The following is a 22,918-nucleotide window of genomic DNA, read 5'->3' as shown; positions in this document are numbered from 1 at the left end:
GTTTGCCGTCAATTGGTTGAGGCCAGCGCCTTCAGCGCTGCCTTGCGCTCTACGGTTGGCAAGCGGCCGAGTTTTTCCACCGCGCTGTAAAACGCCAGCCAATCCTCGCCCTCACGCTTGAATAACGCCCCGAACGCCGGCACCCATTGGTCGTACAGGCCGAACGGCAATATTCGGGCGTTGTTCAGGGGCGCGTAGATCCAGGCGTCGTAGCGTTTGTCGCCGGCCCATTGGCTGTCGCGTAGGTGCGCGTAGTCGGCGCGCAGGCGTTCGAATTCCTCGGCTTTGCGTTGGCGCATCTGCTCGGTCGGTAGGGGTTGAGCGTAGAGGGTTTCCAGCCGTTGGCGGGTGTCGAGGATCAACTGGATGAACTGGTCGCGCTGGCGCAATCGGTTGCCGTTGTCCGGCGCCAGGCCGCGATGGGCGCGCCATTGGCGGGTGCCTTCCTGCTCGACGAAGGTGGCGAATGATTCGTTGAACTCCGTGTCGTCCTTCACGTAGACGCGTTGGTGCGCCAGTTCATGAAAGATCAGCGTCGCCAGGCGTTCGTCGCCCCAATGCAGCATCGAACTGAGGATCGGGTCGTCGAACCAGCCCAGCGTCGAGTAGGCCTCTACGCCGGCAATCGACACATCCATGCCTCGCAAACGCTGCAAAGCGGCCTCGCCCCGGGCGGCGCCCTGGCTGTAATAGCCCCGATACGCTACGCAACCGGCGATGGGAAAACAGTGGGTTAGCGGGGCCAGGGAAAACTCCGGGGTGGCGAAGACGTTCCAGACGACGAAGGGGCGGCCGATGTCCGCGTACAGGCGATAGCTCTGGTTGTCGGGCAGGTGCAGGTGTGTGCTGGCGAACGCGCGGGCCTCACGGGCCTGAGCCAGATGGGTGCGCAATCCGGAATCACGGGTGGGGTCGGCAATGACCCGGTCGATGGGCTCGCGTGCTTGCAGCAGTCGCCATTGTCCGCTGGCGAGCTGGCCGTAATAACCGACGCTTGTACAACCGTTGAGTAACAAAAGCAGGAAGGTCGGAAACAAAATCCTGAAAACACGGTCGAGTAACCGATGGCGTGAACGCTGCCTGATCAATTTTGGAATCACCCTGGGAAGTCTGCCTCAAGACTATCTCGCCTGCCCGGAGCTTCGCTATGCGCGTGTTGATGCTGACAAGTGGCCTGTTGCTGCTGACCGGCTGTGCCGGTTTGCCCGATCCAGATCCCTCCCAGGCGTGGATTGACCTAGGTAACCATCGGGACACGGCGTTGCAAGCGTTGGAAGTCGATGACAAGGCATCCATCGACCGGCGTTATTTCGAGGTTCAACCGGGTAGCCATGAGCTGACGGTGCGTTATCAATTTGCCGTGGAGCCGGGCAACATCGGGCCAGATGCCGAGCCGCTGTGGCGCGATTGCCGGTTGAACGTAAAATTCAAGGATTTCAACGCGGGCCAGCGCTATCAGTTGCAAGCCGGCAGTATCGGGTTCCGGCCGTGGGCCAAGCTTTACGACCAGCAGCGCAAAGTGGTGGGCCAAGGCACGCCGGCAGGCTGCCAGCAAAGCTGATTGGCGCTATGCTCGGGGCCTGACTTCAGGAAATCATCATGCGCCTACCCACGTTGTTTTTGGCTCTTGCGACATTGAGCGGATGCGCGACGAGCCCATTGCCCGAAATGGACCCGAACATGGCCTGGGTCGACTTCGCCACCCCTATGCCGGGCGGCAAGCTGCTGATGGCTGAAAGCCTGGACGGCCAGCGGCTGCGGGACGGACGCTTTTTTCAGGTTTCACCCGGTAGCCACGAACTCAAGGTGCGCTTCGACTTCGAGGTGTTCGGCGCGGGCGGTGGGCTGGGCATGATGAACGACCCGAAGGAACGGCTGTGCTATCTGATCGTGCGCTACGACCATTTCGAGGCCGGCCAGCGTTATCGCCTGGAGGCTCGTAATCTGGCGTACTCCCCCAGTGCCCGGCTCTATAACGCCAAGCGTGAAATCGTTGCCGAGGATCGACAGGCCAATTGTTTGATGTAGCGCTGCCTAGCGGTCGTTCTTCTGGTAGATGATTTTCTTGGTGCCGTTATCGCAACTGCCCACCACCATGTTCTGGTCGTGGACTTCGTCGTTGGTGACGATTTCCAAGGTGTATGAGGACACGTTTGCGGCCTGGATCTTGGCTTCGATCTCTGCTTTCAATTCTTCGCAGGGCTTGGGTGCCGCGAGGGCCGATGTGGTCAGTGCGCAACCGATGACTGCCAAGGCCAAACGTTTCATGCTCGAACTCCTCAATACAGCGCGCACGCCTGTGCGCTGAAACTGCAGACCTGCATTCGACCACAGTTGCCTTCGGGTAAATAGCGGGTAAACCATAGAAGACCGCGGCCTCGGGAGACCGCGACCTTCTCGGTTCGTCAATTCACCAGGGTCGCGTCCAGGGTGATGTCGGCGTTGAGCACCTTGGAAACCGGGCAACCTTCCTTGGCCTTGTTACTCAGCTCTTCGAATTGCTGTTGGCTGGCGCCGGGAATCTTGGCTTTGAGAATCAGCTTGATCGCGGTGATCGCAAAGCCGCCGTCGACCTGGTCCAGGGTCACTTCGGCGTTGGTGTCGATGCTGTCGGCCTTGAGCCCGGCGTCGCCAAGGATCATCGAAAACGCCATGGAGAAGCAGCCCGCGTGGGCCGCGCCGATCAGTTCTTCAGGGTTGGTGCCCTTGCCGCCTTCAAAACGTGCTTTGAAACCATAGGGCGCTTCGCGCAACACGCCGGTTTCCGTGGAGATGGAGCCTATGCCGGTCTTCAGGTCACCTTCCCAGTGAGCCGATGCTTTCTTGACGATAGCCATGTGTGCCTCCTCATGATTCGGCGCGAGGGTTCGCGCCTGGGTATTTTTCAGTGCCAGGATTGTGAGGATAGACCGGCCGATAAAGTTCACCCGGTCGATTAGTCGACTAATTTAGTAGGAAAATTCTTCGCTACTATTGAAACTCGGGTATATGCCCACATTCATAGGACACACCTAGAGAAACGGCAGGCTTTCGCCTACAGAAAAGCTCGTACGCCGTTGGAGATGCCGGCCCATGAAACAGCTGTCCGAAGTTAAATTTTCAACCCTCGACCTTGTGCCCGTCCGCGCTGACGGCAATGCAGCCCAATCCCTGCGCAATTCCCTGGATTTGGCGCAGCACGTGGAAAAGTTTGGCTACACCCGTTTCTGGGTGGCGGAACACCACAATATGGACGGCATCGCCAGCTCCGCGACGGCGGTGTTGCTGGGCTACCTGGCGGGGGGGACGTCGACCATCCGCGTCGGCTCGGGCGGGGTGATGCTGCCCAACCACGCGCCGTTGGTGATCGCCGAACAGTTCGGCACCTTGGAAAGTCTGTTTCCGGGCCGGATCGACCTTGGGTTGGGACGCGCCCCCGGTTCCGACCAGATGACCGCGCGTGCACTACGCCGCGAACGCTCCGGCAGTGCTGATGATTTCCCTGATGACGTGGCCGAACTGATGCGCTATCTCGGCCCGCGTACCCCCGACCAACGCATCATCGCCATGCCCGGCACGGGAACGAATGTACCGGTGTGGCTGTTGGGTTCTAGCCTGTTCAGTGCGCAGTTGGCCGGGGAGCGCGGTTTGCCCTACGCGTTCGCCTCCCATTTCGCACCACGGTTCATGCACGAGGCGATTCGTGTTTATCGCAATCACTTTCAACCGTCGGCCGTACTCGACAAGCCGTACGTGATGCTCGGGGTGCCTTTGGTGGCGGCTGACACGGACGAGCAGGCCGATTACCTGGCGACGTCGGTGTACCAGCGGATCCTGGCATTGATGCGCGGCCAGAGCCTGGTGCAGCGCCCGCCGGTGGAAACCATGAATGGTCTATGGCTGCCCCATGAGAAGGAAGCGGTGGGGGATTTCCTTGGCCTGGCCATGATTGGCGGTCCTCAGAAGATCCGCGCCAGGTTGGAGGTGTTGATCGAACAGACTCAGGCCGATGAGCTGATCTTCACCAGCGACCTCTATGAGCACGCCGACCGCCTGCACTCGTATGAACTGCTGGCACAGGTCATGAAAGGCTGAGTCGCGGCCAATAAAAAGCCGACGCGATGCGTCGGCTTTGATCTGAGCGCGTTATCAGCCGCGTATGTAGACGATTTCTTTCGAACCGCCCTCACAGGTGCCGACGACTTTTCCGTCACCCGCTGCACCTTTATCGACGATCTCCAGCGAATAACCCGACACGCCTTTGGTATCGAGCTTCGCTGCGATTTCGCTCTTCAACTCCTCGCATGGCTTGCCGGCCGCAAACGCAGTACCCGCAAGGCTCAGCAAACCCAGGGCCACCATCAACTTCTTCATCGCTCGCACTCCTCGGTCGGATCAGATAGGGAGGTTTCGTAAAGACGTGATGCGCCCAATAGCGCATCGCCATTCCCTATGGCACTCCGCCAGCGTGCAAGTTCAAAGAACTCAGCTGTTGGCGATCCGGAACCCAACCTTGATGGTCACCTGGAAGTGCGCGGCCCGGCCATTTTCGATGTGGCCCCGGGTTTCCGTAACTTCGAACCATTCCAAGTGCTTGAGGCTCTTGCTGGCCTCGGCCAGGGCATTGTTGATGGCGTCTTCAATGCTGGTGGGAGACGAACCGACCAGCTCGACTTTTTTGTACGTGTGGTGATCACTCATGACGTTCTCCTTGGTTGTCTTAAACAGCCTAGCAGCGATTTTTCGCCTTACATGTGGCGCCGTTTACGCTTGGAAAGTTCAGATTTAGTGCACTTTCCCAAACGGTCGCAGTCCCAATCCACACACGCTACTCAACCACTGCAGGAGAGAGCCACCATGGCCAGCACTTCGTTACGCAAAGCCTCGTTGCAAAGCATGGAAGCGGAGATCGAGAGTCTGCTCAAGTCGTTGGAAAGCCTGAAGGACGACGCGTCGGACGAGTCGCGTAGGACGCTCAAGTCGCTTAAGGCAAATGCCGAAAGCGCACTGAAACATTCTCGGCATCTGCTCAGCGATGCGTATGAAGAGGTGAAGGTGAAAACCCGCGAAACCGGGATCGCCACGCGCGACTACGCTCAGGAACATCCATGGACCACCGCTGGCGTTGCCGTTGGCGCACTGGGTCTGTTGGCCGCTTACTTGTTGTGCAAGCGCGGTAACTAGTTCGATGGGTTCAGCTCATGCCTGAGCCACTGCGCCAATTGCCGGGCGCGCCCGTCTGCGGCGCGCTTGGGCAACCATAGCGCCAGTCGTGCGGGGGTTTCACCGAACCCCCATGGCGCGACCAGGCGACCAGCCCGCAGGTCCTCGGTCACCAGGGGCTCGGGAGCGATCGCCACGCCAAGCCCGGCCACGGCCGCCTCCAGCAAATAATACAAATGCTCGAAACCTTGCCCCAACTTCAGTGCTTGGGGTTCCAGGGCATTTTGCCGTGCCCAAGTGGGCCAGGCCTGGGGGCGTGAGGTGGTGTGCAACAGCGGTTCGCCCAGCAGCGCAGTGGCGGATGCATTGCACAAGCGGGTAAAGCCCACGTAGTGAGGGCTCATCACCGGCCCGATCCGCTCGCTGGCCAGTTCATACACATGCATGTCTGCCGGCCAGGGTGGTTCGGCGAATACCAGTAGGGCGTCCAGCCCTGGGCGCCTCGGGTCGAGGTCGCCCTCACCTGCGGACAGGTGCAGGCGCAAATCAGGCAGATCGGCATTGAGCCTGCCCAGGCGGGGGATGAACCAACGCGCCAACAAGCTTCCCGAGCAGCCCAACACGAACGGGGCGTCCGCTGTGCTTTGGGTCAGCTCGGCGCAAACGGTGCGCAGGCGCTCGAACGCATCGGCGCTGGCGTCACGCAGGCGCAGCCCCGCATCTGTGAGTTTCAGGCCTCGCCCATCCTTGACGAACAGGCTGATCCCCAAGTGCTCTTCCAGCACTTTGAGTTGTCGACTAACCGCGCCGTGGGTGACGTGCAGCTGTTCCGCCGCCTGGCTTACGCTGTTCAGGCGGGCAGTGGCCTCGAAGGCACGCAGGGCGTTGAGCGGTGGCAGATCATGGCTCATGGTATTTGTGAGTTTTTCTGACAGGTTGCGGCGATCTTATCGGTTTTCAGAGCGATATGTCAGGGGTAGAGTGGGCTCATTGTTTTTCTACGCATTCGCCTGGAGCGCCCGATGACCCAGCCTACGACCCCTTTCAACCTGCGCAGCGGTCCCGATGCCAACGGCCTGTTTGGCGCGTTCGGCGGCCGTTATGTCGCGGAAACGCTGATGCCGCTGATCCTTGATCTGGCCCGTGAATACGAAACGGCAAAGGAAGATCCTGCGTTCATCGAGGAACTGGCCTACTTCCAACGGGACTATGTGGGTCGTCCAAGCCCGCTGTATTTCGCCGAGCGCCTGACGGAGTTCTGCGGCGGCGCGAAGATCTACCTCAAGCGTGAAGAACTGAATCACACGGGCGCGCACAAGATCAACAACTGCATCGGCCAGATCCTGCTGGCGCGGCGCATGGGCAAGAAACGCATCATCGCCGAGACCGGCGCCGGCATGCATGGGGTGGCCACTGCCACCGTGGCCGCTCGTTTTGGCCTGGACTGCGTAATCTATATGGGCACCACCGACATCGAGCGCCAGCAGGCCAACGTGTTTCGGATGAAGCTGCTTGGCGCCGAAGTCATCCCCGTGATCGCCGGTACCGGCACACTCAAGGATGCGATGAACGAGGCGCTGCGTGACTGGGTGACCAACGTCGACAGCACGTTTTACTTGATCGGCACTGTAGCCGGCCCGCACCCCTATCCAGAGATGGTCCGCGACTTCCAAGCCGTGATCGGCAAGGAAACCCGTGACCAGCTGCAAGCCCAGGAAGGTCGTCTGCCGGACAGCCTGGTGGCGTGCATCGGCGGTGGCTCCAATGCCATGGGCCTGTTCCACCCATTCCTCGATGACAAGAGCGTTGAAATCATTGGAGTCGAAGCAGCGGGCTACGGCATCGAGACCGGCAAGCATGCGGCGAGCCTGAACGGTGGGGTTCCAGGCGTGCTGCACGGTAATCGTACCTTCCTGTTGCAGGATGAGGACGGCCAGATCATCGACGCGCATTCGATCTCTGCTGGCCTCGACTACCCCGGCATTGGCCCTGAACACGCCTGGTTGCATGACATTGGCCGCGTCCAATACACCTCCGTCACCGATGCCGAAGCTTTGGAAGCGTTCCATAAATGCTGCCGCCTGGAAGGGATTATTCCTGCCTTGGAGAGTGCCCATGCCTTGGCTGAAGTGTTCAAGCGCGCACCAAACCTGCCCAAGGATCACCTGATGGTGGTCAACCTGTCCGGCCGTGGCGATAAAGACATGCAAACCGTGATGCACCACATGGAACAGTCCCAGCAGGAGAAACACTGATGAGCCGCCTGCAAACCCGTTTTGCCGAACTCAAAACACAGAACCGTGCCGCCCTGGTGACGTTTGTCACGGCTGGCGATCCGGGCTACGACACGTCGCTGGCGATCCTCAAGGGCCTGCCTGCCGCCGGCGCCGATGTTATTGAGTTGGGCATGCCGTTCACCGATCCGATGGCCGACGGCCCGGCAATCCAATTGGCGAACATTCGTGCCTTGGGCGCCCAGCAGAACCTTGCGAAAACCCTGCAGATGGTTCGGGAGTTCCGCAAGGACAATACCGAGACGCCGCTGGTGCTGATGGGATACTTCAACCCGATCCATCGTTATGGCGTGCAGCGTTTCATCGGCGAAGCGCTGGATAGCGGTGTCGATGGCCTGATCGTCGTGGACATGCCACCCGAGCACAACAGCGAACTGTGCGAGCCGGCCCAGGCTGCCGGCCTGGATTTCATCCGTCTGACAACGCCAACCACCGATGATGTGCGTTTGCCGACCGTGCTCAACGGCAGCTCGGGGTTCGTTTATTACGTGTCGGTCGCGGGTGTGACCGGTGCCGGTGCCGCGACGCTGGAGCATGTAGAAGAAGCGGTGGCGCGTCTGCGTCGGCATACCGATCTGCCGATCAGCATTGGCTTCGGTATTCGCACCCCGGAACAGGCGGCAGCCATCGCCCGGTTGGCCGACGGCGTAGTGGTCGGCTCCGCGCTGATCGACCATATCGCCAGCGCCGATACGTCGGAACAGGCGATTGATGGTGTGTTGAGCTTGTGCGCGGCCTTGGCTGATGGTGTACGTAAGGCGCGTCTTGGCTGATTTGGCTCGCGCCAATGAAAAAGGGGTTCGGAACTGGGTTCCGAACCCCTTTTTGTTATCGCTTCAAGGCTTGGCAGTCACGGCAACTCCAACCCACCTGCGGCTTTGTGCAGCTTGCGCAGATGTTCGCCGATCTCCTTCACATTGGCCTCGCTCGCGGCGATTTCAGCAGCGCGGCTCGGTTCAAGCAATGCCCTGACTTCCTTATCCAGGTCGCCGGTCAGCGTTTGAAGCTGTTTCTGGCGCAGGCTGCTTTCCGATTCCAATCGCTGCCATTCGCTGGGTTGTGGCAATCCGTAGCCGCTGCTGCCCAGCAGTTCGGCTGGACGGCTCAGGAAGCCGCTATTGGCGAGAATCTGTTGTAACGTCGCGTTGGCTCTCTCCATGCCACCGTTTTGAAGCTCACGCGCGCCAAGGTAGCGCTGTTTGACTTCATCCTGGGCGAGCAGCAATTGCCGACGGAAACTGGCCTGTTCCAGCAATAGCAATGCCGCGCTGGTGCGCAGGTCGGCCTGTTCAAACCAAACGCGGCGTTCGGCAGCGTCCAGCGCGAGCCAGTCTTCGACGGTTTGTTGCCGTATCGGCAGGCGTTTTTTCAGAACGTCGAACATGGCTTGGTAGCGTTCGCGGAATGAGTCGAAGCGGTAACCCAGGCGCAAGGCTTCCTTGGGATCATCCAGCACACTGGTGTCGGCCAAGCCACGGCCCTTGAGCACTTCCAGCAGACCGTTGGGCATGATGCTGTCCAGGCCTTTGAGCTGTTCGTTATTACTGCCGCTGCGCAGCAGCTTCAAGCTTTCTACCGCGCAATTATTGGAGAGGAAGTAATAGTTGCCGTCATAGCTCCAATGCATTTCGGCGGCGTGTTCGACCGTTTCTTCGATTTCGGTGCGCGAGAGCTTGAGGGGCACCGACGCCAGGCTGCGCAGTTCGGTCTTGGTGTACTCGTCGATGACCTGGGCCAACGGCAGTACGAACAGACGCGACGGGTATTTGCCTACCAGGCCATCCCAACTCGACAGTTGAACGTCGCCTACGAAGGCGCGGTACGACAGCACCAGGTGTTGGTCCAGATCCAATCGGCAATCTGGCCCACGTGGACGGCCCGGTGCGCATATCACCAGGCGGAGCATGCTATGGCCCCAACGGCTGACCCAGTTCTGGTTGGCTTCAGCCAACAGGTAGTCGATGGCATAGACGCGTTCCGGATCGACCTTGCCCAGTGGTGTCTTGGCAAAATCATTGCCGGCATTGAGAAAGGCGAACGACGTGGAGCAGGTGTCCTTGGCGGCGGGCGCCCAGCCAAAGTGCTCACGGTAATAGCGATACAGCGCGGGACGTCGGCAGGCGTAGCTTGGATCGAGGAGGAAATACTCCATATTGACCGCAACGAACTCCTTGGGACTGCTCGTCTCATAGAGGTCCGGGCTGCGGGCAACCTGACGGTTGTGCTGCTCGCGTTCGCCGCGACGGCCTACATACTGCGGCCAGCCGGCGAGATCCAGCAGGCGAGGATCATCGCTGAGCGTGAAGCGCCGGTCGTTCTGGCCCCTGCACCCATCCGTCATGCCGATCAGCCCGGCGCTGCTGTTGCGCCGAGTACAGCGTTGGATCAGCACACGTTCGGCATTTGGCCAAAGGCGCGAGCGGTCATAGATATGAGTCAGTTCGTGCAGCACGGTAGCGAGCATTTCGCGCCGCACGGTGCCGTGGGGGCGCAAGGTCTTTTGCTTGGCGGCGCTGCCATCGGTGAGGCTGTCCAGCAGGTTCCGGTTCAAGTCCAACTGCGACACCAATGAAGCCTGGCCGTAGGCGTTTGCGGGCATCCGATCGGTCCAGCCGACATCGATGCGCCGGTCCAGTCGCTCGATGAAGCGTGGCGGCAATGCCTGCATGGCTTCATCGAGCAGTGCCTGGCTGGCCTGTTGTTGTGCCGGGCTCAAGCCATCGCTATTGAGATGTAACTGGAGACCGGCCTGGGCTGTGCCGCTCAGAAGCAGCACAACCCCGGCAGTCAGCCAGGCGGCCAGCCGCCTCACAATGCGAGGATAGCTTCGGCGAGAACCTGGTCGCTGGCGTCGCGGGCTTCCGGTACGCGGGTACGCAATGTCTGGAAGGCCGCTTCGAGATGAGCGCCACGAATCTCGCCGTTGCTGGCGACGAAGCTGGCAGCGTCATCGTGAGCTTCGCGGACAATCTTTGAGTCACGAATGGATGTGGTGGTGTCAGAGGTGAAATCAATCGAACGCTGGGAGGCGCGAACGATGATGTTACTGGTGGCTACCAGGGTATGTGCCTGGGCCACATCGGCCAACACCAGCAGGCCAAGGGCGGCAGCAATCAGCGGGCTACGCATGGAACGACTCCGGAGAATTAAAGATAGTTATTGGACGAGAATTGCCTGTGCCAGTTCAAGGTCGCTGGCGTGAAGTTTCGGCTGGTTCCGGCGCAGGTAGTCCAGGGCCGACTCCAATTGCGCTCCTCGGAATTGTCCTTCGCTCGCAATGAACGCGGCGGCGTCATCACGAGCGGCGACGACCCGTTTATTGTCGAAGGGTGCGGAGGTCACCAGGCTCGTGGCGTAGCCACTGGCGACCACTTGTTGGGTGGACACATCGAAGGCATGGGCCGGGACAGACCAGCAAAAAACTGTGAATAAACAGGCGCTGTAAAGTTTTGAGTAAAAACGCATGGGACTCGACGGTTGTTGGCGAGCTTGAAGGCTAGCGCAAACCTGCGGGCCAGGGCCAGCGCGGAAACATCGGAGCACCCTTGGGTGCCCAATGTTTCATGTTGCATCAGATTACCAGGATGGCCTGTGCAAGCTGCGCATCGGTGGCGTTGAGCTGCGGTGCCTGCTGGCGGATGTAATCCAATGCACTCTCCAGTTTCACACCGCGGATAGCGCCTTCGCTGGCCACGAAGCTGGCGGCGTCGTCACGTGCGGCTTGAACGATTTTATTGTCACGCAGTGATGAGGTTGCATCGGAGGTTACCTCGGACGTGGCCTTGAGGGCGCCGACAATGGAGTCGGTGGTGACGATGAAGCTGCTGGCGTTGGACTGGGCAGCTACGGCCAACAGCGCTACTGCGCTGAGCAGGCGAAGACGGGACATGATGGAGCTCCTTGTATATGAGGTGATACCGGTGCCTGTAGCTGGAAGGGGAGACACATGCTCGACTCGCTTCGCCACGGTTGCATCAATATTAGGACAGATCGCGTTTGCTTACAGCTTTGCAATGGTCCTTGGCTCGTCCCAAGGCAAGATAATCCCCATCCAACCAACTGTACTGGTGCATGAATAGTTTTGGTATAACTGTTCTGTTTCCCGTTCTCAGACCGGTTCAGGCTCGAAAACGACAAGACCCGTCGCGGTTTCCCACGACGGGTCTTGTTTATTCAATTCGGTGCTGGCGATGGACCCGATGGGTCAGGGCCAGCGACGCTGAATTAGCGCCAGAACGGCTTGCTCAGCTCTTCGTAGCGCTGTGCTTCGCTGATACCGGCATCTGCCAGCAGGCGCGAATCCAGACGGGCCAATTGATGGCGGCTGGCAATGCGGCGCTGCCACAACATCAGGTTAGCGATAACGCGAAGAGGCATGGAAGCCTGGTTTTTTTCAGCTTTGTCTTCGAAAAACAGCTCGGAACTGAGTGTACGTTCCATGGTTGACATCCTTCCGCTTGTGGCGGGATTAGGTAGTGGTTTAACTGGTGCCCATGATCCTCCCGTTTGGCCAGTCCCTGTAGATACAGTTCATCTGTATTGTAAGAGACCAGTTAACTGTTAAAGGGCGCTGTACTGGTCAATCTTGAGGCAACTGTATCTATCGGCACTGAGTTGGTGCGTTATTCAGTGTCTGGCTGTGTTTTGTGGGATATGACTGTAAGAAATCACCGGTACAGAAGTACAGTTTGTGCTAAGTACCTGCCGGGCCCTTTGGATTTATAAAACTGTTTTAGCCCTAACGGTGATCCAGCTGTATCAAACCGCAAGCATGCGTCCGGTTGCTTCCAGGTTCATGTGCCAGCTGAGTGCGTCCCGCAAAATATGCGGCGTATGTCCGCCCAAGGCGCTTGCCGCCTGGAAGTACTCGTTCAATGCCTGGCGATAGGATGGATGCACGCAGTTTTCGATGATCGCCCGCGCCCGTTCGCGTGGCGCCAAGCCCCGCAAGTCAGCCAGTCCAATCTCGGTCACCAGGATGTCGACATCATGCTCGGTATGGTCCACATGGCTGACCATCGGAACGACGCTGGAAATGGCACCGCCCTTGGCAATGGATTTGGTCACGAAAATAGCCAAGTGTGCGTTCCTGGCAAAATCCCCCGAACCCCCAATGCCATTCATCATTCGCGTGCCGCATACGTGAGTCGAGTTGACGTTGCCATACAGGTCGAATTCCAGCGCCGTGTTGATGCCGATGATGCCCAGGCGTCGCACTACCTCCGGATGGTTGGAGATCTCCTGCGGGCGCAGCACCAGTTTGTCCTTGTATTTCGCCAGATTCCCAAAGACATCCGTGTTGCGCCGAGCGGACAACGTAATGGAGCTGCCAGAGGCGAAACTCAGCTTGCCGGCGTCGATGAGGTCGAATGTGGAGTCCTGCAATACCTCGGAATACATGGTCAGTTCTTCAAACGGAGAGTCGATCAATCCGCACATCACTGCGTTGGCAATGCTGCCGATGCCGGCCTGCAGAGGGCCAAGCTTGTTGGTCATGCGCCCGGCCGCGACTTCTTGCTTGAAAAAGCTGATCAGATGGTCGGCGATGGCCTGGGTGTCGTCGTCCGGCGGCAAGACCGTCGAAGGGGAATCTGATTGTTGGGAGATGACAATGGCGGCGATTTTGTCCGGTGGGATCGGGATGGCGGTGCTGCCGATACGGTCGTCAACCTTCACCAGGGGGATCGGCAGGCGAGTTGGACGATAGCTGGGGATGTAGATGTCGTGCAGGCCTTCCAGATCTGGATTATGGGCCAGGTTGATCTCCACGATCACTTGCTTGGCGAAGATTGCAAAGCTGGCGGAGTTACCTACCGACGTGGTCGGCACGATATGACCTTGCTCGGTGATCGCCACCGCTTCGATCACTGCAATATCTGGCAACGTGAGCTGGGCGTTACGCATCTGTTCGACGGTTTCCGAAAGATGCTGGTCGATGAACATCACCTCGCCTGCGTTGATGGCCTTGCGTAGGGTGCTGTCCACCTGGAAGGGCATGCGTCGTGCCAGTACGCCAGCTTCGGTGAGCTGCTTATCCAGATCGTTGCCCAGGCTTGCTCCGGTCATCAGGCTGATTTTCAGCGGCGTGACCTTGGCGCGTTCGGCCAGTGCGTGCGGCACGGCCTTCGCTTCTCCGGCGCGGGTAAAGCCGCTCATGCCGACGGTCATTCCGTCTTCAATGAGCAAGGCTGCCTCGGCAGCGCTCATCACTTTATTCAATAACGAAGGCAGGCGGATGCGATCACGGTACATGAATGGTTTCTCGGGCTGGAAGCTGGATGCGCAGTCTAGAGAATTCGCGCCGAGCCCGACCCGCTACAAAAGTCGAATTTGAGGCCTCTATTACGGGCGTTTCAGGCAAAACATCATTACCGGATCGGTAACGCTTTGCCCTGATACAAATCAAAACGCCCCGACAAGTCGGGGCGTTTTGATAAACAACTGACGCTTATTCCACTGCTTTGACCATGTCTTCGATGACCTTCTTGGCGTCGCCGAACACCATCATGGTCTTGTCGAGATAGAACAGCTCGTTGTCCAGGCCGGCATAACCGCTGGCCATCGAGCGCTTGTTGACGATGATGGTCTTGGCCTTGAACGCCTCGAGAATCGGCATGCCGGCAATCGGCGACTTCGGATCGTTCTTCGCCGCCGGGTTGACCACGTCGTTGGCGCCCAGCACCAACACCACGTCGGCCTGGCCGAACTCGGAGTTGATGTCTTCCATCTCGAATACCTGGTCGTAAGGCACTTCGGCCTCGGCCAGCAGGACGTTCATGTGGCCGGGCATACGACCGGCAACCGGGTGGATTGCGTATTTCACCGTCACGCCGTGGTGGGTCAGCTTCTCGGTCAGTTCTTTCAACGCGTGCTGCGCCCGGGCGACCGCCAAGCCGTAGCCTGGAACGATGATCACCGTATCGGCGTTGGTCAGCAGGAAGGTCGCGTCGTCAGCCGAGCCGGATTTCACTGGGCGGGCTTCTTTGGAGCCTGCCGGGCCAGCAGCATCTGCGGCGTTGCCGAAACCGCCGAGCAGTACGTTGAAGAACGAGCGGTTCATCGCCTTGCACATGATGTACGAGAGAATCGCGCCGCTCGAACCCACCAACGAGCCTGCAATAATCAGCATCGAGTTGTTCAGCGAGAAGCCGATGCCTGCTGCGGCCCAACCGGAATAGCTGTTGAGCATCGAGACCACCACCGGCATGTCCGCACCGCCGATCGGGATGATGATCAGCACGCCCAGGACAAACGCCAGGGCCAGCATCAAGGCGAATGCGCCGAGGTTGCCGGTGAACATGAAAGCCAGGCCCAAGCCCAGTGTGGCGAGGCCCAGGATCAGGTTGAGCTTGTGCTGACCGCCAAACTGCACCGGAGCGCCTTGGAACAGGCGGAACTTGTACTTGCCCGACAGCTTACCGAAGGCGATCACCGAACCGGAGAACGTGATTGCGCCGATTGCCGCGCCAAGGAACAGCTCCAGACGGTTACCCGCCGGAATCGAATCCCCCAATTGCTTGACGATGCCCAGCGATTGCGGCTCGACGACAGCGGCGATGGCAATGAACACCGCCGCCAGGCCGATCATGCTGTGCATGAACGCCACCAGCTCCGGCATCTTGGTCATCTCGACACGCTTGGCCATGATCGAACCGGCGGTGCCGCCGATCAACAAGCCAACGATGACATAACCAATGCCGGCGGTCGCCAGCTCGGCTCCCAGTTTGTAGATAAGTCCGACGGTAGTAAGCACCGCCAATGCCATGCCGAGCATGCCGAACAGGTTGCCGCGACGGGAGGTGGTAGGGTGCGACAGGCCTTTGAGGGCTTGGATGAAGCAGATGGACGCGATCAGGTAGAGCGTCGTTACCAGGTTCATGCTCATTACTTGGGCGCCTCTTCTTTTACGGCTTTCGGGGCTTTTTTCTTGAACATCTCGAGCATGCGGCGCGTCACCAGGAAGCCACCGAACACGTTCACCGCAGCCAGGGCCACGGCGAGAGTACCCATGGTCTTGCCCAGAGGCGTTACGGTCAGGGCGGCGGCGAGCATCGCGCCGACGATCACGATGGCCGAAATGGCGTTGGTCACCGCCATCAGCGGCGTATGCAGCGCAGGCGTTACGTTCCAGACCACGTGGTAACCGACATAAATGGCCAGCACAAAGATGATCAGGTTGTAGATACCGGGGGAGATAAGCTCTTCCATTGTCTGAATCCCTGCTTAGGCGTTTTTGCGGATGACTTGGCCGTCGCGGCACATCAGGCACGCTGCGACGATGTCGTCCTCCAGGTTCACGTCGAACTGGCCTTCCTTGGTGAAGACCAGCTTCAGGAAGTCCAGCAGGTTACGGGCGTACAGCGCCGAGGCATCGGCCGCGACTTCGCCAGCCAGGTTGGTCGGGCCGACGATGGTGACGCCGTTCTCGACAACCACCTGGTCGGCCACGGTCAGCGGGCAATTGCCGCCCTGGGCTGCCGCGAGGTCGATGACCACCGAGCCGGGTTTCATTTGCGCGACGGTTTCGGCGCTTAGCAGCGTCGGTGCCTTGCGGCCCGGAATCAGTGCTGTGGTAATGACAATGTCAGCTTGTTTGGCGCGCTCGTGCACAGCCTGGGCCTGACGCTGCATCCAGCTGGCAGGCATGGGCCGGGCGTAACCTCCAACGCCGACGGCGCATTCACGCTCTTCGTCGGTTTCGTAAGGCACGTCGACGAACTTGGCGCCGAGGGATTCGATTTGTTCCTTTACCGCGGGCCGCACATCCGAAGCCTCGATCACAGCACCCAGGCGCTTGGCCGTGGCAATTGCCTGCAGCCCCGCCACACCGGCGCCAAGGATCAATACTCGCGCCGCTTTCACGGTGCCCGCCGCTGTCATCAGCATCGGCATGAAGCGTGGATAGTGATGGGCGGCCAGCAGCACGGCCTTATACCCGGCAATGTTCGCTTGAGACGACAACACATCCAGGCTTTGGGCCCGGGACGTGCGTGGGGCGGCCTCAAGGGCGAATGCGGTAATGCCGCGCTCGGCCAGCTTGGCAATGGTCTCGTTATTGAACGGATTGAGCATGCCCACCAGAACGCTGCCGCTCTTGATCAGCACCAGTTCGCTATCGCTGGGGGCGACCACCTTGAGGATCAGTTCGGCCCCGAACGCATCGCTGGCGCTGCCAATAGTTGCGCCCGCCGCTTCGTAAGCACTGTCGACCACGCTGGCCTTGATACCGGCGCCGCTTTGAACAGTAACCTTATGGCCTTGGCCGATGAGCTTCTTGATGGTTTCCGGGGTAGCAGCAACCCGTGTTTCACCCGTTTGGGTTTCGAGGGGAACACCAATGTGCACGTCAAATCTCCTGCGTGATCTTATTGAGTAAACCCAGGCACTTCGGATGGTGCGGCTGGGGCGGCCGATCAGCACGACCTCGCCTCTTCAGGCGGGGCGCGGCATTTTGCAGGCGAAAATTCTGCCCTTCAAGGGATTATGACGTGTGACGAAAAATTAACTACAAGTCACCCTGTGACCAAGTGTCGCAACCATCAGGTTCAATTGCCCGTTAAGCCTTGTTCTTAAAGGGATAGGCGGGGAATCGTCTTACTTTTTACATTGCCAAGGTGAATACGTAGGCATGCGTTGGAAAATGTGGCTCAAAGCCACGTATTTAGCCGGTTGTGGAACGATTGTACTTCGTCCATAACAGTTTGGTTTTATGCGACATAAACTTATATCTGTAGCGATCAAAATTAACTGACTACGTAGTCAGGATCAAAATTTTACCTGGCTATTCAAGGAGATAGTCCTTGGCTTGGTTTACCAGCCAATCGCGAAACGCCTGAAGCGAAGCAGATTTCACCTTTCGCTCGGGAATCATCAGGTAATACGCCTTGATGCTCGACAATGCATTGCGATTGGCGATTACCAAACGACCCTCCGCCAGTTCGCGCTGGATCAGAAAAGGCGGGATCAACGCGATTCCCATGTCATGCATGGCTGCTTGGGCCAACATCGAGAATAGTTCATAACGCGGGCCTGTCAGGTCCCGTGCAATGTTCAGCTCCTGCGAGCTGAACCATTGGCGCCATGCATAGGGGCGGGTGGTCTGCTGAAGCAGTGGCAATTCAGCAATAGCCTCCGGTGTCAGCGCCTTTCGGTTTCCCAGTAATGCCGGGCTGCATACCGGCATCGGGTTTTCGCCCATCAACTTGTGGGATTCGGTACCGGACCAATCGGCATCGCCGAAATAGATGGCGGCATCAAAATCGGTGTCGGCAAAGAGGAAAGGGCGTGTTCGGTTGGTCAGGTTGACCGTAACTTCGGGGTGCTGCTTTTGAAAATCCTTCAGCCGTGGCAACAACCATTGCGTACCGAATGTTGGCACTACCGCCAGCTCGATGACGTTCGCGCCGGTATGGCCCATGACTGACAGAGTGTCACGCTCGACCGCGTCCAGCTGCATGGCAATTCGACGACTGTAGGAAAGCCCTGCTTCGGTCAGCTTTACGCCGCGCCTTGAACGTCGAAAGAGTTCCACGCTCAGAAACTCTTCCAGGCTGGCAACCTGTCGGCATATCGCGCCCTGTGTGAGCGAAAGCTCTTGCGCGGCCTTGGTAAAGCTTTCATGGCGGGCCGCGGCCTCGAAGCTGACCAGGGCGGCGGTGCTGGGAATCTTGCGGCGCATGTACGGAGACCTCACTCGTGAAGGGCGTAAACGGCCTTTTCGCCTTTTACGGAGTGAGAAATTAGCACAACGGCATGCGGAATCCTCGTTTGCTCTAGTAGGAAACCGCGCCTAGGATCAATCCACAAATTTTCATCTCATTGGCGAGGTTTCTCATGGCCGGTAAAGCGAGCTTCAACTGGATCGACCCACTGTTGTTGGATCAGCAGCTCACAGAAGAAGAGCGAATGATTCGTGACACCGCCGAACAATTTGCCCAGCAGAAGCTCGCGCCTCGAGTGCTGGAAGCGTTCCGTCATGAAAAGACCGACCCGGCGATTTTTCGTGAAATGGGCGAAGTGGGCCTGCTGGGGGCGACCATTCCCGAGCAATACGGTGGCAGCGGATTGAACTATGTCAGCTATGGCCTTATTGCCAGGGAAGTGGAGCGCGTCGATTCCGGCTATCGCTCGATGATGAGCGTGCAATCCTCGCTGGTCATGGTGCCCATCAATGAATTCGGGACCGAGGCGCAAAAACAGAAATATTTACCGAAGCTGGCTTCGGGGGAATGGATCGGCTGTTTCGGCCTGACTGAGCCAAACCACGGTTCCGACCCGGGCGCGATGATTACTCGCGCGCGGAAAGTGGAGGGCGGCTACAGCTTGACGGGTAGCAAGATGTGGATCACCAACAGCCCGATCGCTGACGTGTTTGTCGTCTGGGGCAAAGACGACGCTGGCGATATCCGCGGCTTCGTCCTGGAAAAAGGCTGGAAAGGCCTGAGTGCGCCGGCTATTCACGGCAAGGTCGGGCTGCGCGCGTCGATTACTGGCGAAATCGTCATGGACAATGTATTCGTTCCGGAGGAGAACATCTTTCCAGACGTCCGAGGCCTGAAGGGGCCGTTTACTTGCCTGAACTCGGCACGCTATGGCATCTCCTGGGGGGCGTTGGGGGCCGCTGAGTTTTGCTGGCACACCGCCCGCCAGTACACACTTGATCGGCAACAGTTCGGACGCCCGTTGGCGGCAAATCAGTTGATCCAGAAGAAGCTGGCCGACATGCAGACGGAAATCACCCTCGCGCTGCAAGGCTGCTTGCGTCTGGGGCGCATGAAAGACGAGGGCTCGGCTGCGGTGGAGATTACCTCGATCATGAAGCGTAATTCTTGCGGTAAATCTCTGGATATCGCGCGCATGGCCCGTGACATGTTGGGCGGCAACGGTATATCCGACGAATTCGGCATTGCTCGTCACCTAGTGAACCTGGAAGTGGTGAATACCTACGAAGGCACCCATGATGTCCATGCGCTGATCCTGGGGCGCGCGCAAACCGGTATTCAGGCGTTCTATTAATAGGAGACCGGCGATGGGCGCGCTTTCGCATCTGAGGGTATTGGATTTATCAAGGGTCCTGGCCGGGCCTTGGGCTGGGCAGATCCTGGCGGACCTGGGCGCGGATGTCATCAAGGTCGAGCGCCCTGGCAATGGTGATGATACGCGTGCGTGGGGCCCGCCCTTCCTTAAGGACGCTTACGGCGAGAACACGACCGAGGCGGCTTATTACCTAGCGGCCAATCGCAACAAGCAATCGGTCACGATCGATTTTACTCGCCCCGAGGGCCAGAAGCTGATCCGGGAGCTAGCGGCGAAGTCCGACATTCTGATCGAAAACTTCAAGGTGGGTGGACTCGCTGCCTATGGCCTGGATTACGACTCCATAAAGGCTATCAATCCGCAGTTGATCTATTGTTCGATCACCGGTTTTGGCCAGACGGGGCCATATGCCAAGCGCGCCGGGTATGACTTCATGATCCAAGGGCTGGGAGGCTTGATGAGCCTTACCGGTCGACCGGAAGGGGAAGAGGGAGCTGGGCCGGTGAAAGTCGGTGTTGCATTGACGGATATTCTGACCGGCTTGTATTCGACCGCTGCCATCCTGGCGGCGTTGGCTCATCGCGACCATGCCGGAGGTGGGCAGCATATCGATATGGCTTTGCTGGATGTTCAGGTGGCATGCCTGGCCAACCAGGCAATGAATTACCTGACCACAGGCAGTGCGCCGAAGCGGTTGGGAAATGCGCATCCCAATATCGTGCCTTACCAGGATTTTCCCACAGCTGATGGTGACTTCATCCTTACGGTGGGTAACGACGGTCAATTTCGAAAATTCGCCGAGGTCGCCGGCCAACCGCAGTGGGCCGATGATCCCCGGTTCGCGACGAACAAGATGCGAGTGGCGAACCGGGCGGCACTGATCCCGTTGATTCGCCAGGCGACGGTATTCAAGACGACTTCCGAGTGGGTGGTTCAGTTGGAGCAAGCCGGAGTGCCGTGTGGCCCTATCAACGATTTGGCCCAGGTGTTTGCCGATCCTCAGGTGCAGGCTCGCGGGTTGGCGATCGAGTTGCCCCACCTGTTGGCCGGTACGGTGCCGCAAGTAGCCAGTCCTATTCGCTTGTCCGATACGCCGATTGAATATAGAAACGCGCCTCCCTTATTAGGCGAACATACGGTGGAGGTGTTGCAGCGGGTACTGGGGCTGGATACTGCAGCGATAGCGACCTTGCGGGACTCCGGCGTCCTGTAGCCTCCCTTCTATATAGAAGGGCGCTTGCGGTCATTTGGGTATCTGATTGATAGAAAACAAAATAAAGGGTTGACGGCAAATTCTGGATGTCTATAATTCGCCCCACTTCCGGCGCAGTCGAAACGGAAAACTCCTTGAGTTTCAATGAGTTAACTAAGTTTCGGTAAGTGCTTCGCTTCAGTTCATCGAAGCGCAGAAGGAGTGGGTAGGCCGGTTTGTTGGGCGCTATCGACGGTTCGATCCTCTCGGTCGAAAGCGGTAAAAAAGAGGTGTTGACAGCAGCGAGTAACGCTGTAGAATTCGCCTCCCGCTAACGAGAGATCGAAAGCGCAAGTGGTTGAAGTTGTTAAGGATTTCCAAGCGAAACTTTGAAAACTTCTTAAAATAACCGCTTGACAGATACACGGGGCGCTGTAGAATGCGCGCCTCGGTTGAGACGAAAGGCTCAACCCACCGCTCTTTAACAACTGAATCAAGCAATTCGTGTGGGTGCTTGTGGAGTCAGACTGCTAGTCAACAGATTATCAGCATCACAAGTTACTCCGCGAGAAATCAAAGATGTAACCAACGATTGCTGAGCCAAGTTTAGGGTTTTCTCAAAACCCAAAGATGTTTGAACTGAAGAGTTTGATCATGGCTCAGATTGAACGCTGGCGGCAGGCCTAACACATGCAAGTCGAGCGGCAGCACGGGTACTTGTACCTGGTGGCGAGCGGCGGACGGGTGAGTAATGCCTAGGAATCTGCCTGGTAGTGGGGGATAACGCTCGGAAACGGACGCTAATACCGCATACGTCCTACGGGAGAAAGCAGGGGACCTTCGGGCCTTGCGCTATCAGATGAGCCTAGGTCGGATTAGCTAGTTGGTGAGGTAATGGCTCACCAAGGCGACGATCCGTAACTGGTCTGAGAGGATGATCAGTCACACTGGAACTGAGACACGGTCCAGACTCCTACGGGAGGCAGCAGTGGGGAATATTGGACAATGGGCGAAAGCCTGATCCAGCCATGCCGCGTGTGTGAAGAAGGTCTTCGGATTGTAAAGCACTTTAAGTTGGGAGGAAGGGCATTAACCTAATACGTTAGTGTTTTGACGTTACCGACAGAATAAGCACCGGCTAACTCTGTGCCAGCAGCCGCGGTAATACAGAGGGTGCAAGCGTTAATCGGAATTACTGGGCGTAAAGCGCGCGTAGGTGGTTCGTTAAGTTGGATGTGAAATCCCCGGGCTCAACCTGGGAACTGCATTCAAAACTGTCGAGCTAGAGTATGGTAGAGGGTGGTGGAATTTCCTGTGTAGCGGTGAAATGCGTAGATATAGGAAGGAACACCAGTGGCGAAGGCGACCACCTGGACTGATACTGACACTGAGGTGCGAAAGCGTGGGGAGCAAACAGGATTAGATACCCTGGTAGTCCACGCCGTAAACGATGTCAACTAGCCGTTGGGAGCCTTGAGCTCTTAGTGGCGCAGCTAACGCATTAAGTTGACCGCCTGGGGAGTACGGCCGCAAGGTTAAAACTCAAATGAATTGACGGGGGCCCGCACAAGCGGTGGAGCATGTGGTTTAATTCGAAGCAACGCGAAGAACCTTACCAGGCCTTGACATCCAATGAACTTTCCAGAGATGGATTGGTGCCTTCGGGAGCATTGAGACAGGTGCTGCATGGCTGTCGTCAGCTCGTGTCGTGAGATGTTGGGTTAAGTCCCGTAACGAGCGCAACCCTTGTCCTTAGTTACCAGCACGTTATGGTGGGCACTCTAAGGAGACTGCCGGTGACAAACCGGAGGAAGGTGGGGATGACGTCAAGTCATCATGGCCCTTACGGCCTGGGCTACACACGTGCTACAATGGTCGGTACAGAGGGTTGCCAAGCCGCGAGGTGGAGCTAATCCCACAAAACCGATCGTAGTCCGGATCGCAGTCTGCAACTCGACTGCGTGAAGTCGGAATCGCTAGTAATCGCGAATCAGAATGTCGCGGTGAATACGTTCCCGGGCCTTGTACACACCGCCCGTCACACCATGGGAGTGGGTTGCACCAGAAGTAGCTAGTCTAACCTTCGGGGGGACGGTTACCACGGTGTGATTCATGACTGGGGTGAAGTCGTAACAAGGTAGCCGTAGGGGAACCTGCGGCTGGATCACCTCCTTAATCGACGACAGCAGCGGCTTCATGAGCTCCCACACGAATTGCTTGATTCATTGAAGAAGACGATAGAAGCAGCTTTAAG

The 22,918-nt window shown here is 58.2% G+C and carries 24 protein-coding genes and 1 rRNA gene; 9 read left to right on the top strand and 16 right to left on the bottom strand.

What is annotated here, in order from left to right; all coding sequences use genetic code 11:
• Window positions 1-8: 8 nt before the first annotated feature.
• A complete protein-coding gene (locus M1D68_RS24795; RefSeq protein WP_457968738.1) occupies window positions 9-1,088 on the bottom strand; it encodes an aminopeptidase in 1,080 nt (359 codons plus the stop codon).
• Window positions 1,089-1,147: 59 nt separating this feature from the next.
• Between M1D68_RS24795 and M1D68_RS24790 the strand changes: the two genes are divergently transcribed.
• Window positions 1,148-1,561 (top strand): PA0061/PA0062 family lipoprotein, encoded by a 414-nt coding sequence (locus M1D68_RS24790; RefSeq protein WP_434649402.1) that lies wholly within the window; start codon window positions 1,148-1,150, stop codon window positions 1,559-1,561.
• 38 nt (window positions 1,562-1,599) lie between these two features.
• Window positions 1,600-2,028 carry a PA0061/PA0062 family lipoprotein gene (locus M1D68_RS24785; protein WP_420765947.1) on the top strand — a complete coding sequence of 143 codons (429 nt, stop codon included), beginning with the start codon at window positions 1,600-1,602 and terminating at the stop codon, window positions 2,026-2,028.
• Window positions 2,029-2,034: 6 nt separating this feature from the next.
• Here M1D68_RS24785 and M1D68_RS24780 read toward each other — a convergent pair whose 3' ends face one another.
• Complete coding sequence (locus tag M1D68_RS24780; RefSeq protein ID WP_420765946.1) at window positions 2,035-2,268, bottom strand: DUF1161 domain-containing protein; 234 nt, start codon at window positions 2,266-2,268, stop codon at window positions 2,035-2,037.
• A 137-nt stretch (window positions 2,269-2,405) separates the two neighbouring features.
• Window positions 2,406-2,837, bottom strand: coding sequence for an OsmC family protein (locus M1D68_RS24775; RefSeq protein ID WP_434561374.1), 432 nt, complete (start codon window positions 2,835-2,837; stop codon window positions 2,406-2,408).
• Between the two features lie 235 nt (window positions 2,838-3,072).
• Here M1D68_RS24775 and M1D68_RS24770 point away from each other — a divergent pair, with 235 nt between their 5' ends.
• Window positions 3,073-4,074 carry an LLM class flavin-dependent oxidoreductase gene (locus M1D68_RS24770; RefSeq protein ID WP_434608541.1) on the top strand — a complete coding sequence of 334 codons (1,002 nt, stop codon included), beginning with the start codon at window positions 3,073-3,075 and terminating at the stop codon, window positions 4,072-4,074.
• A gap of 54 nt (window positions 4,075-4,128) precedes the next feature.
• Here the strand turns inward: M1D68_RS24770 and M1D68_RS24765 are convergent, their stop codons facing one another.
• Window positions 4,129-4,353 carry a DUF1161 domain-containing protein gene (locus tag M1D68_RS24765; RefSeq protein ID WP_434608539.1) on the bottom strand — a complete coding sequence of 75 codons (225 nt, stop codon included), beginning with the start codon at window positions 4,351-4,353 and terminating at the stop codon, window positions 4,129-4,131.
• A 111-nt stretch (window positions 4,354-4,464) separates the two neighbouring features.
• Window positions 4,465-4,680 (bottom strand): dodecin, encoded by a 216-nt coding sequence (locus tag M1D68_RS24760; RefSeq protein WP_003177209.1) that lies wholly within the window; start codon window positions 4,678-4,680, stop codon window positions 4,465-4,467.
• 156 nt (window positions 4,681-4,836) lie between these two features.
• Here M1D68_RS24760 and M1D68_RS24755 point away from each other — a divergent pair, with 156 nt between their 5' ends.
• Window positions 4,837-5,163 carry a DUF883 family protein gene (locus tag M1D68_RS24755; protein ID WP_420765942.1) on the top strand — a complete coding sequence of 109 codons (327 nt, stop codon included), beginning with the start codon at window positions 4,837-4,839 and terminating at the stop codon, window positions 5,161-5,163.
• Here the strand turns inward: M1D68_RS24755 and M1D68_RS24750 are convergent.
• Window positions 5,160-6,053, bottom strand: a complete 894-nt coding sequence (locus M1D68_RS24750) for a LysR family transcriptional regulator (protein ID WP_457968735.1) — start codon at window positions 6,051-6,053, stop codon at window positions 5,160-5,162. The genes M1D68_RS24755 and M1D68_RS24750 overlap by 4 nt on opposite strands.
• 111 nt (window positions 6,054-6,164) lie before the next feature.
• On the opposite strand from M1D68_RS24750, the gene trpB reads away from it, so the two are divergent.
• Both trpB and trpA read left to right on the top strand, forming a co-directional pair.
• Window positions 6,165-7,397: a tryptophan synthase subunit beta gene (trpB, locus tag M1D68_RS24745; RefSeq protein WP_434561366.1), complete on the top strand. Its 1,233-nt coding sequence runs from the start codon at window positions 6,165-6,167 to the stop codon at window positions 7,395-7,397.
• Entirely contained in the window at window positions 7,397-8,209 is an 813-nt protein-coding gene (gene trpA / locus M1D68_RS24740; protein ID WP_420765939.1) for a tryptophan synthase subunit alpha, read from the top strand. The genes trpB and trpA overlap by 1 nt, the downstream gene beginning before the upstream one ends.
• Before the next feature lie 77 nt (window positions 8,210-8,286).
• Here trpA and M1D68_RS24735 read toward each other — a convergent pair whose 3' ends face one another.
• The 10 genes from M1D68_RS24735 to M1D68_RS24690 form a co-directional block, all read right to left on the bottom strand.
• A complete protein-coding gene (locus M1D68_RS24735; protein ID WP_457968733.1) occupies window positions 8,287-10,248 on the bottom strand; it encodes a DUF7844 domain-containing protein in 1,962 nt (653 codons plus the stop codon).
• A complete protein-coding gene (locus M1D68_RS24730; protein ID WP_420765937.1) occupies window positions 10,245-10,565 on the bottom strand; it encodes a DUF2388 domain-containing protein in 321 nt (106 codons plus the stop codon). The genes M1D68_RS24735 and M1D68_RS24730 overlap by 4 nt, the downstream gene beginning before the upstream one ends.
• Before the next feature lie 27 nt (window positions 10,566-10,592).
• A complete protein-coding gene (locus tag M1D68_RS24725; RefSeq protein WP_420765936.1) occupies window positions 10,593-10,901 on the bottom strand; it encodes a DUF2388 domain-containing protein in 309 nt (102 codons plus the stop codon).
• Between the two features lie 106 nt (window positions 10,902-11,007).
• Complete coding sequence (locus tag M1D68_RS24720; protein WP_457968732.1) at window positions 11,008-11,325, bottom strand: DUF2388 domain-containing protein; 318 nt, start codon at window positions 11,323-11,325, stop codon at window positions 11,008-11,010.
• A gap of 335 nt (window positions 11,326-11,660) precedes the next feature.
• Window positions 11,661-11,876, bottom strand: a complete 216-nt coding sequence (locus M1D68_RS24715) for a DUF1127 domain-containing protein (protein ID WP_181288343.1) — start codon at window positions 11,874-11,876, stop codon at window positions 11,661-11,663.
• Between the two features lie 318 nt (window positions 11,877-12,194).
• On the bottom strand, window positions 12,195-13,688 hold the full coding sequence (locus M1D68_RS24710) for an acetyl-CoA hydrolase/transferase family protein (RefSeq protein WP_420765934.1): 1,494 nt from the start codon (window positions 13,686-13,688) through the stop codon (window positions 12,195-12,197).
• Between the two features lie 196 nt (window positions 13,689-13,884).
• On the bottom strand, window positions 13,885-15,321 hold the full coding sequence (locus M1D68_RS24705; RefSeq protein ID WP_434561362.1) for an NAD(P)(+) transhydrogenase (Re/Si-specific) subunit beta: 1,437 nt from the start codon (window positions 15,319-15,321) through the stop codon (window positions 13,885-13,887).
• Complete coding sequence (locus tag M1D68_RS24700; protein ID WP_003187010.1) at window positions 15,321-15,644, bottom strand: NAD(P) transhydrogenase subunit alpha part 2; 324 nt, start codon at window positions 15,642-15,644, stop codon at window positions 15,321-15,323. The genes M1D68_RS24705 and M1D68_RS24700 overlap by 1 nt, the downstream gene beginning before the upstream one ends.
• Window positions 15,645-15,659: 15 nt before the next feature.
• Complete coding sequence (locus tag M1D68_RS24695) at window positions 15,660-16,781, bottom strand: Re/Si-specific NAD(P)(+) transhydrogenase subunit alpha (RefSeq protein ID WP_457968728.1); 1,122 nt, start codon at window positions 16,779-16,781, stop codon at window positions 15,660-15,662.
• A 436-nt stretch (window positions 16,782-17,217) separates the two neighbouring features.
• The gene (locus M1D68_RS24690) at window positions 17,218-18,114 is read right to left on the bottom strand and encodes a LysR family transcriptional regulator (RefSeq protein WP_457968726.1); all 897 of its coding nucleotides are present in this window, start codon (window positions 18,112-18,114) and stop codon (window positions 17,218-17,220) included.
• 155 nt (window positions 18,115-18,269) lie between these two features.
• On the opposite strand from M1D68_RS24690, the gene M1D68_RS24685 reads away from it, so the two are divergent.
• The 3 genes from M1D68_RS24685 (at window position 18,270) to M1D68_RS24675 (ending at window position 22,839) form a co-directional block, all read left to right on the top strand.
• Window positions 18,270-19,451, top strand: a complete 1,182-nt coding sequence (locus tag M1D68_RS24685; RefSeq protein ID WP_039593369.1) for an acyl-CoA dehydrogenase — start codon at window positions 18,270-18,272, stop codon at window positions 19,449-19,451.
• A gap of 13 nt (window positions 19,452-19,464) precedes the next feature.
• Window positions 19,465-20,685 carry a CaiB/BaiF CoA transferase family protein gene (locus M1D68_RS24680; protein WP_457968724.1) on the top strand — a complete coding sequence of 407 codons (1,221 nt, stop codon included), beginning with the start codon at window positions 19,465-19,467 and terminating at the stop codon, window positions 20,683-20,685.
• A gap of 615 nt (window positions 20,686-21,300) precedes the next feature.
• Window positions 21,301-22,839: ribosomal RNA gene (locus M1D68_RS24675) — 16S ribosomal RNA — on the top strand.
• The last annotated feature ends 79 nt before the right edge of the window (window positions 22,840-22,918 follow it).

The organism is Pseudomonas sp. R4-84 (assembly GCF_054130985.1).
Note: the sequence above shows the minus strand (reverse complement) of the source record. Positions and strands in the feature narration are given on the sequence as shown.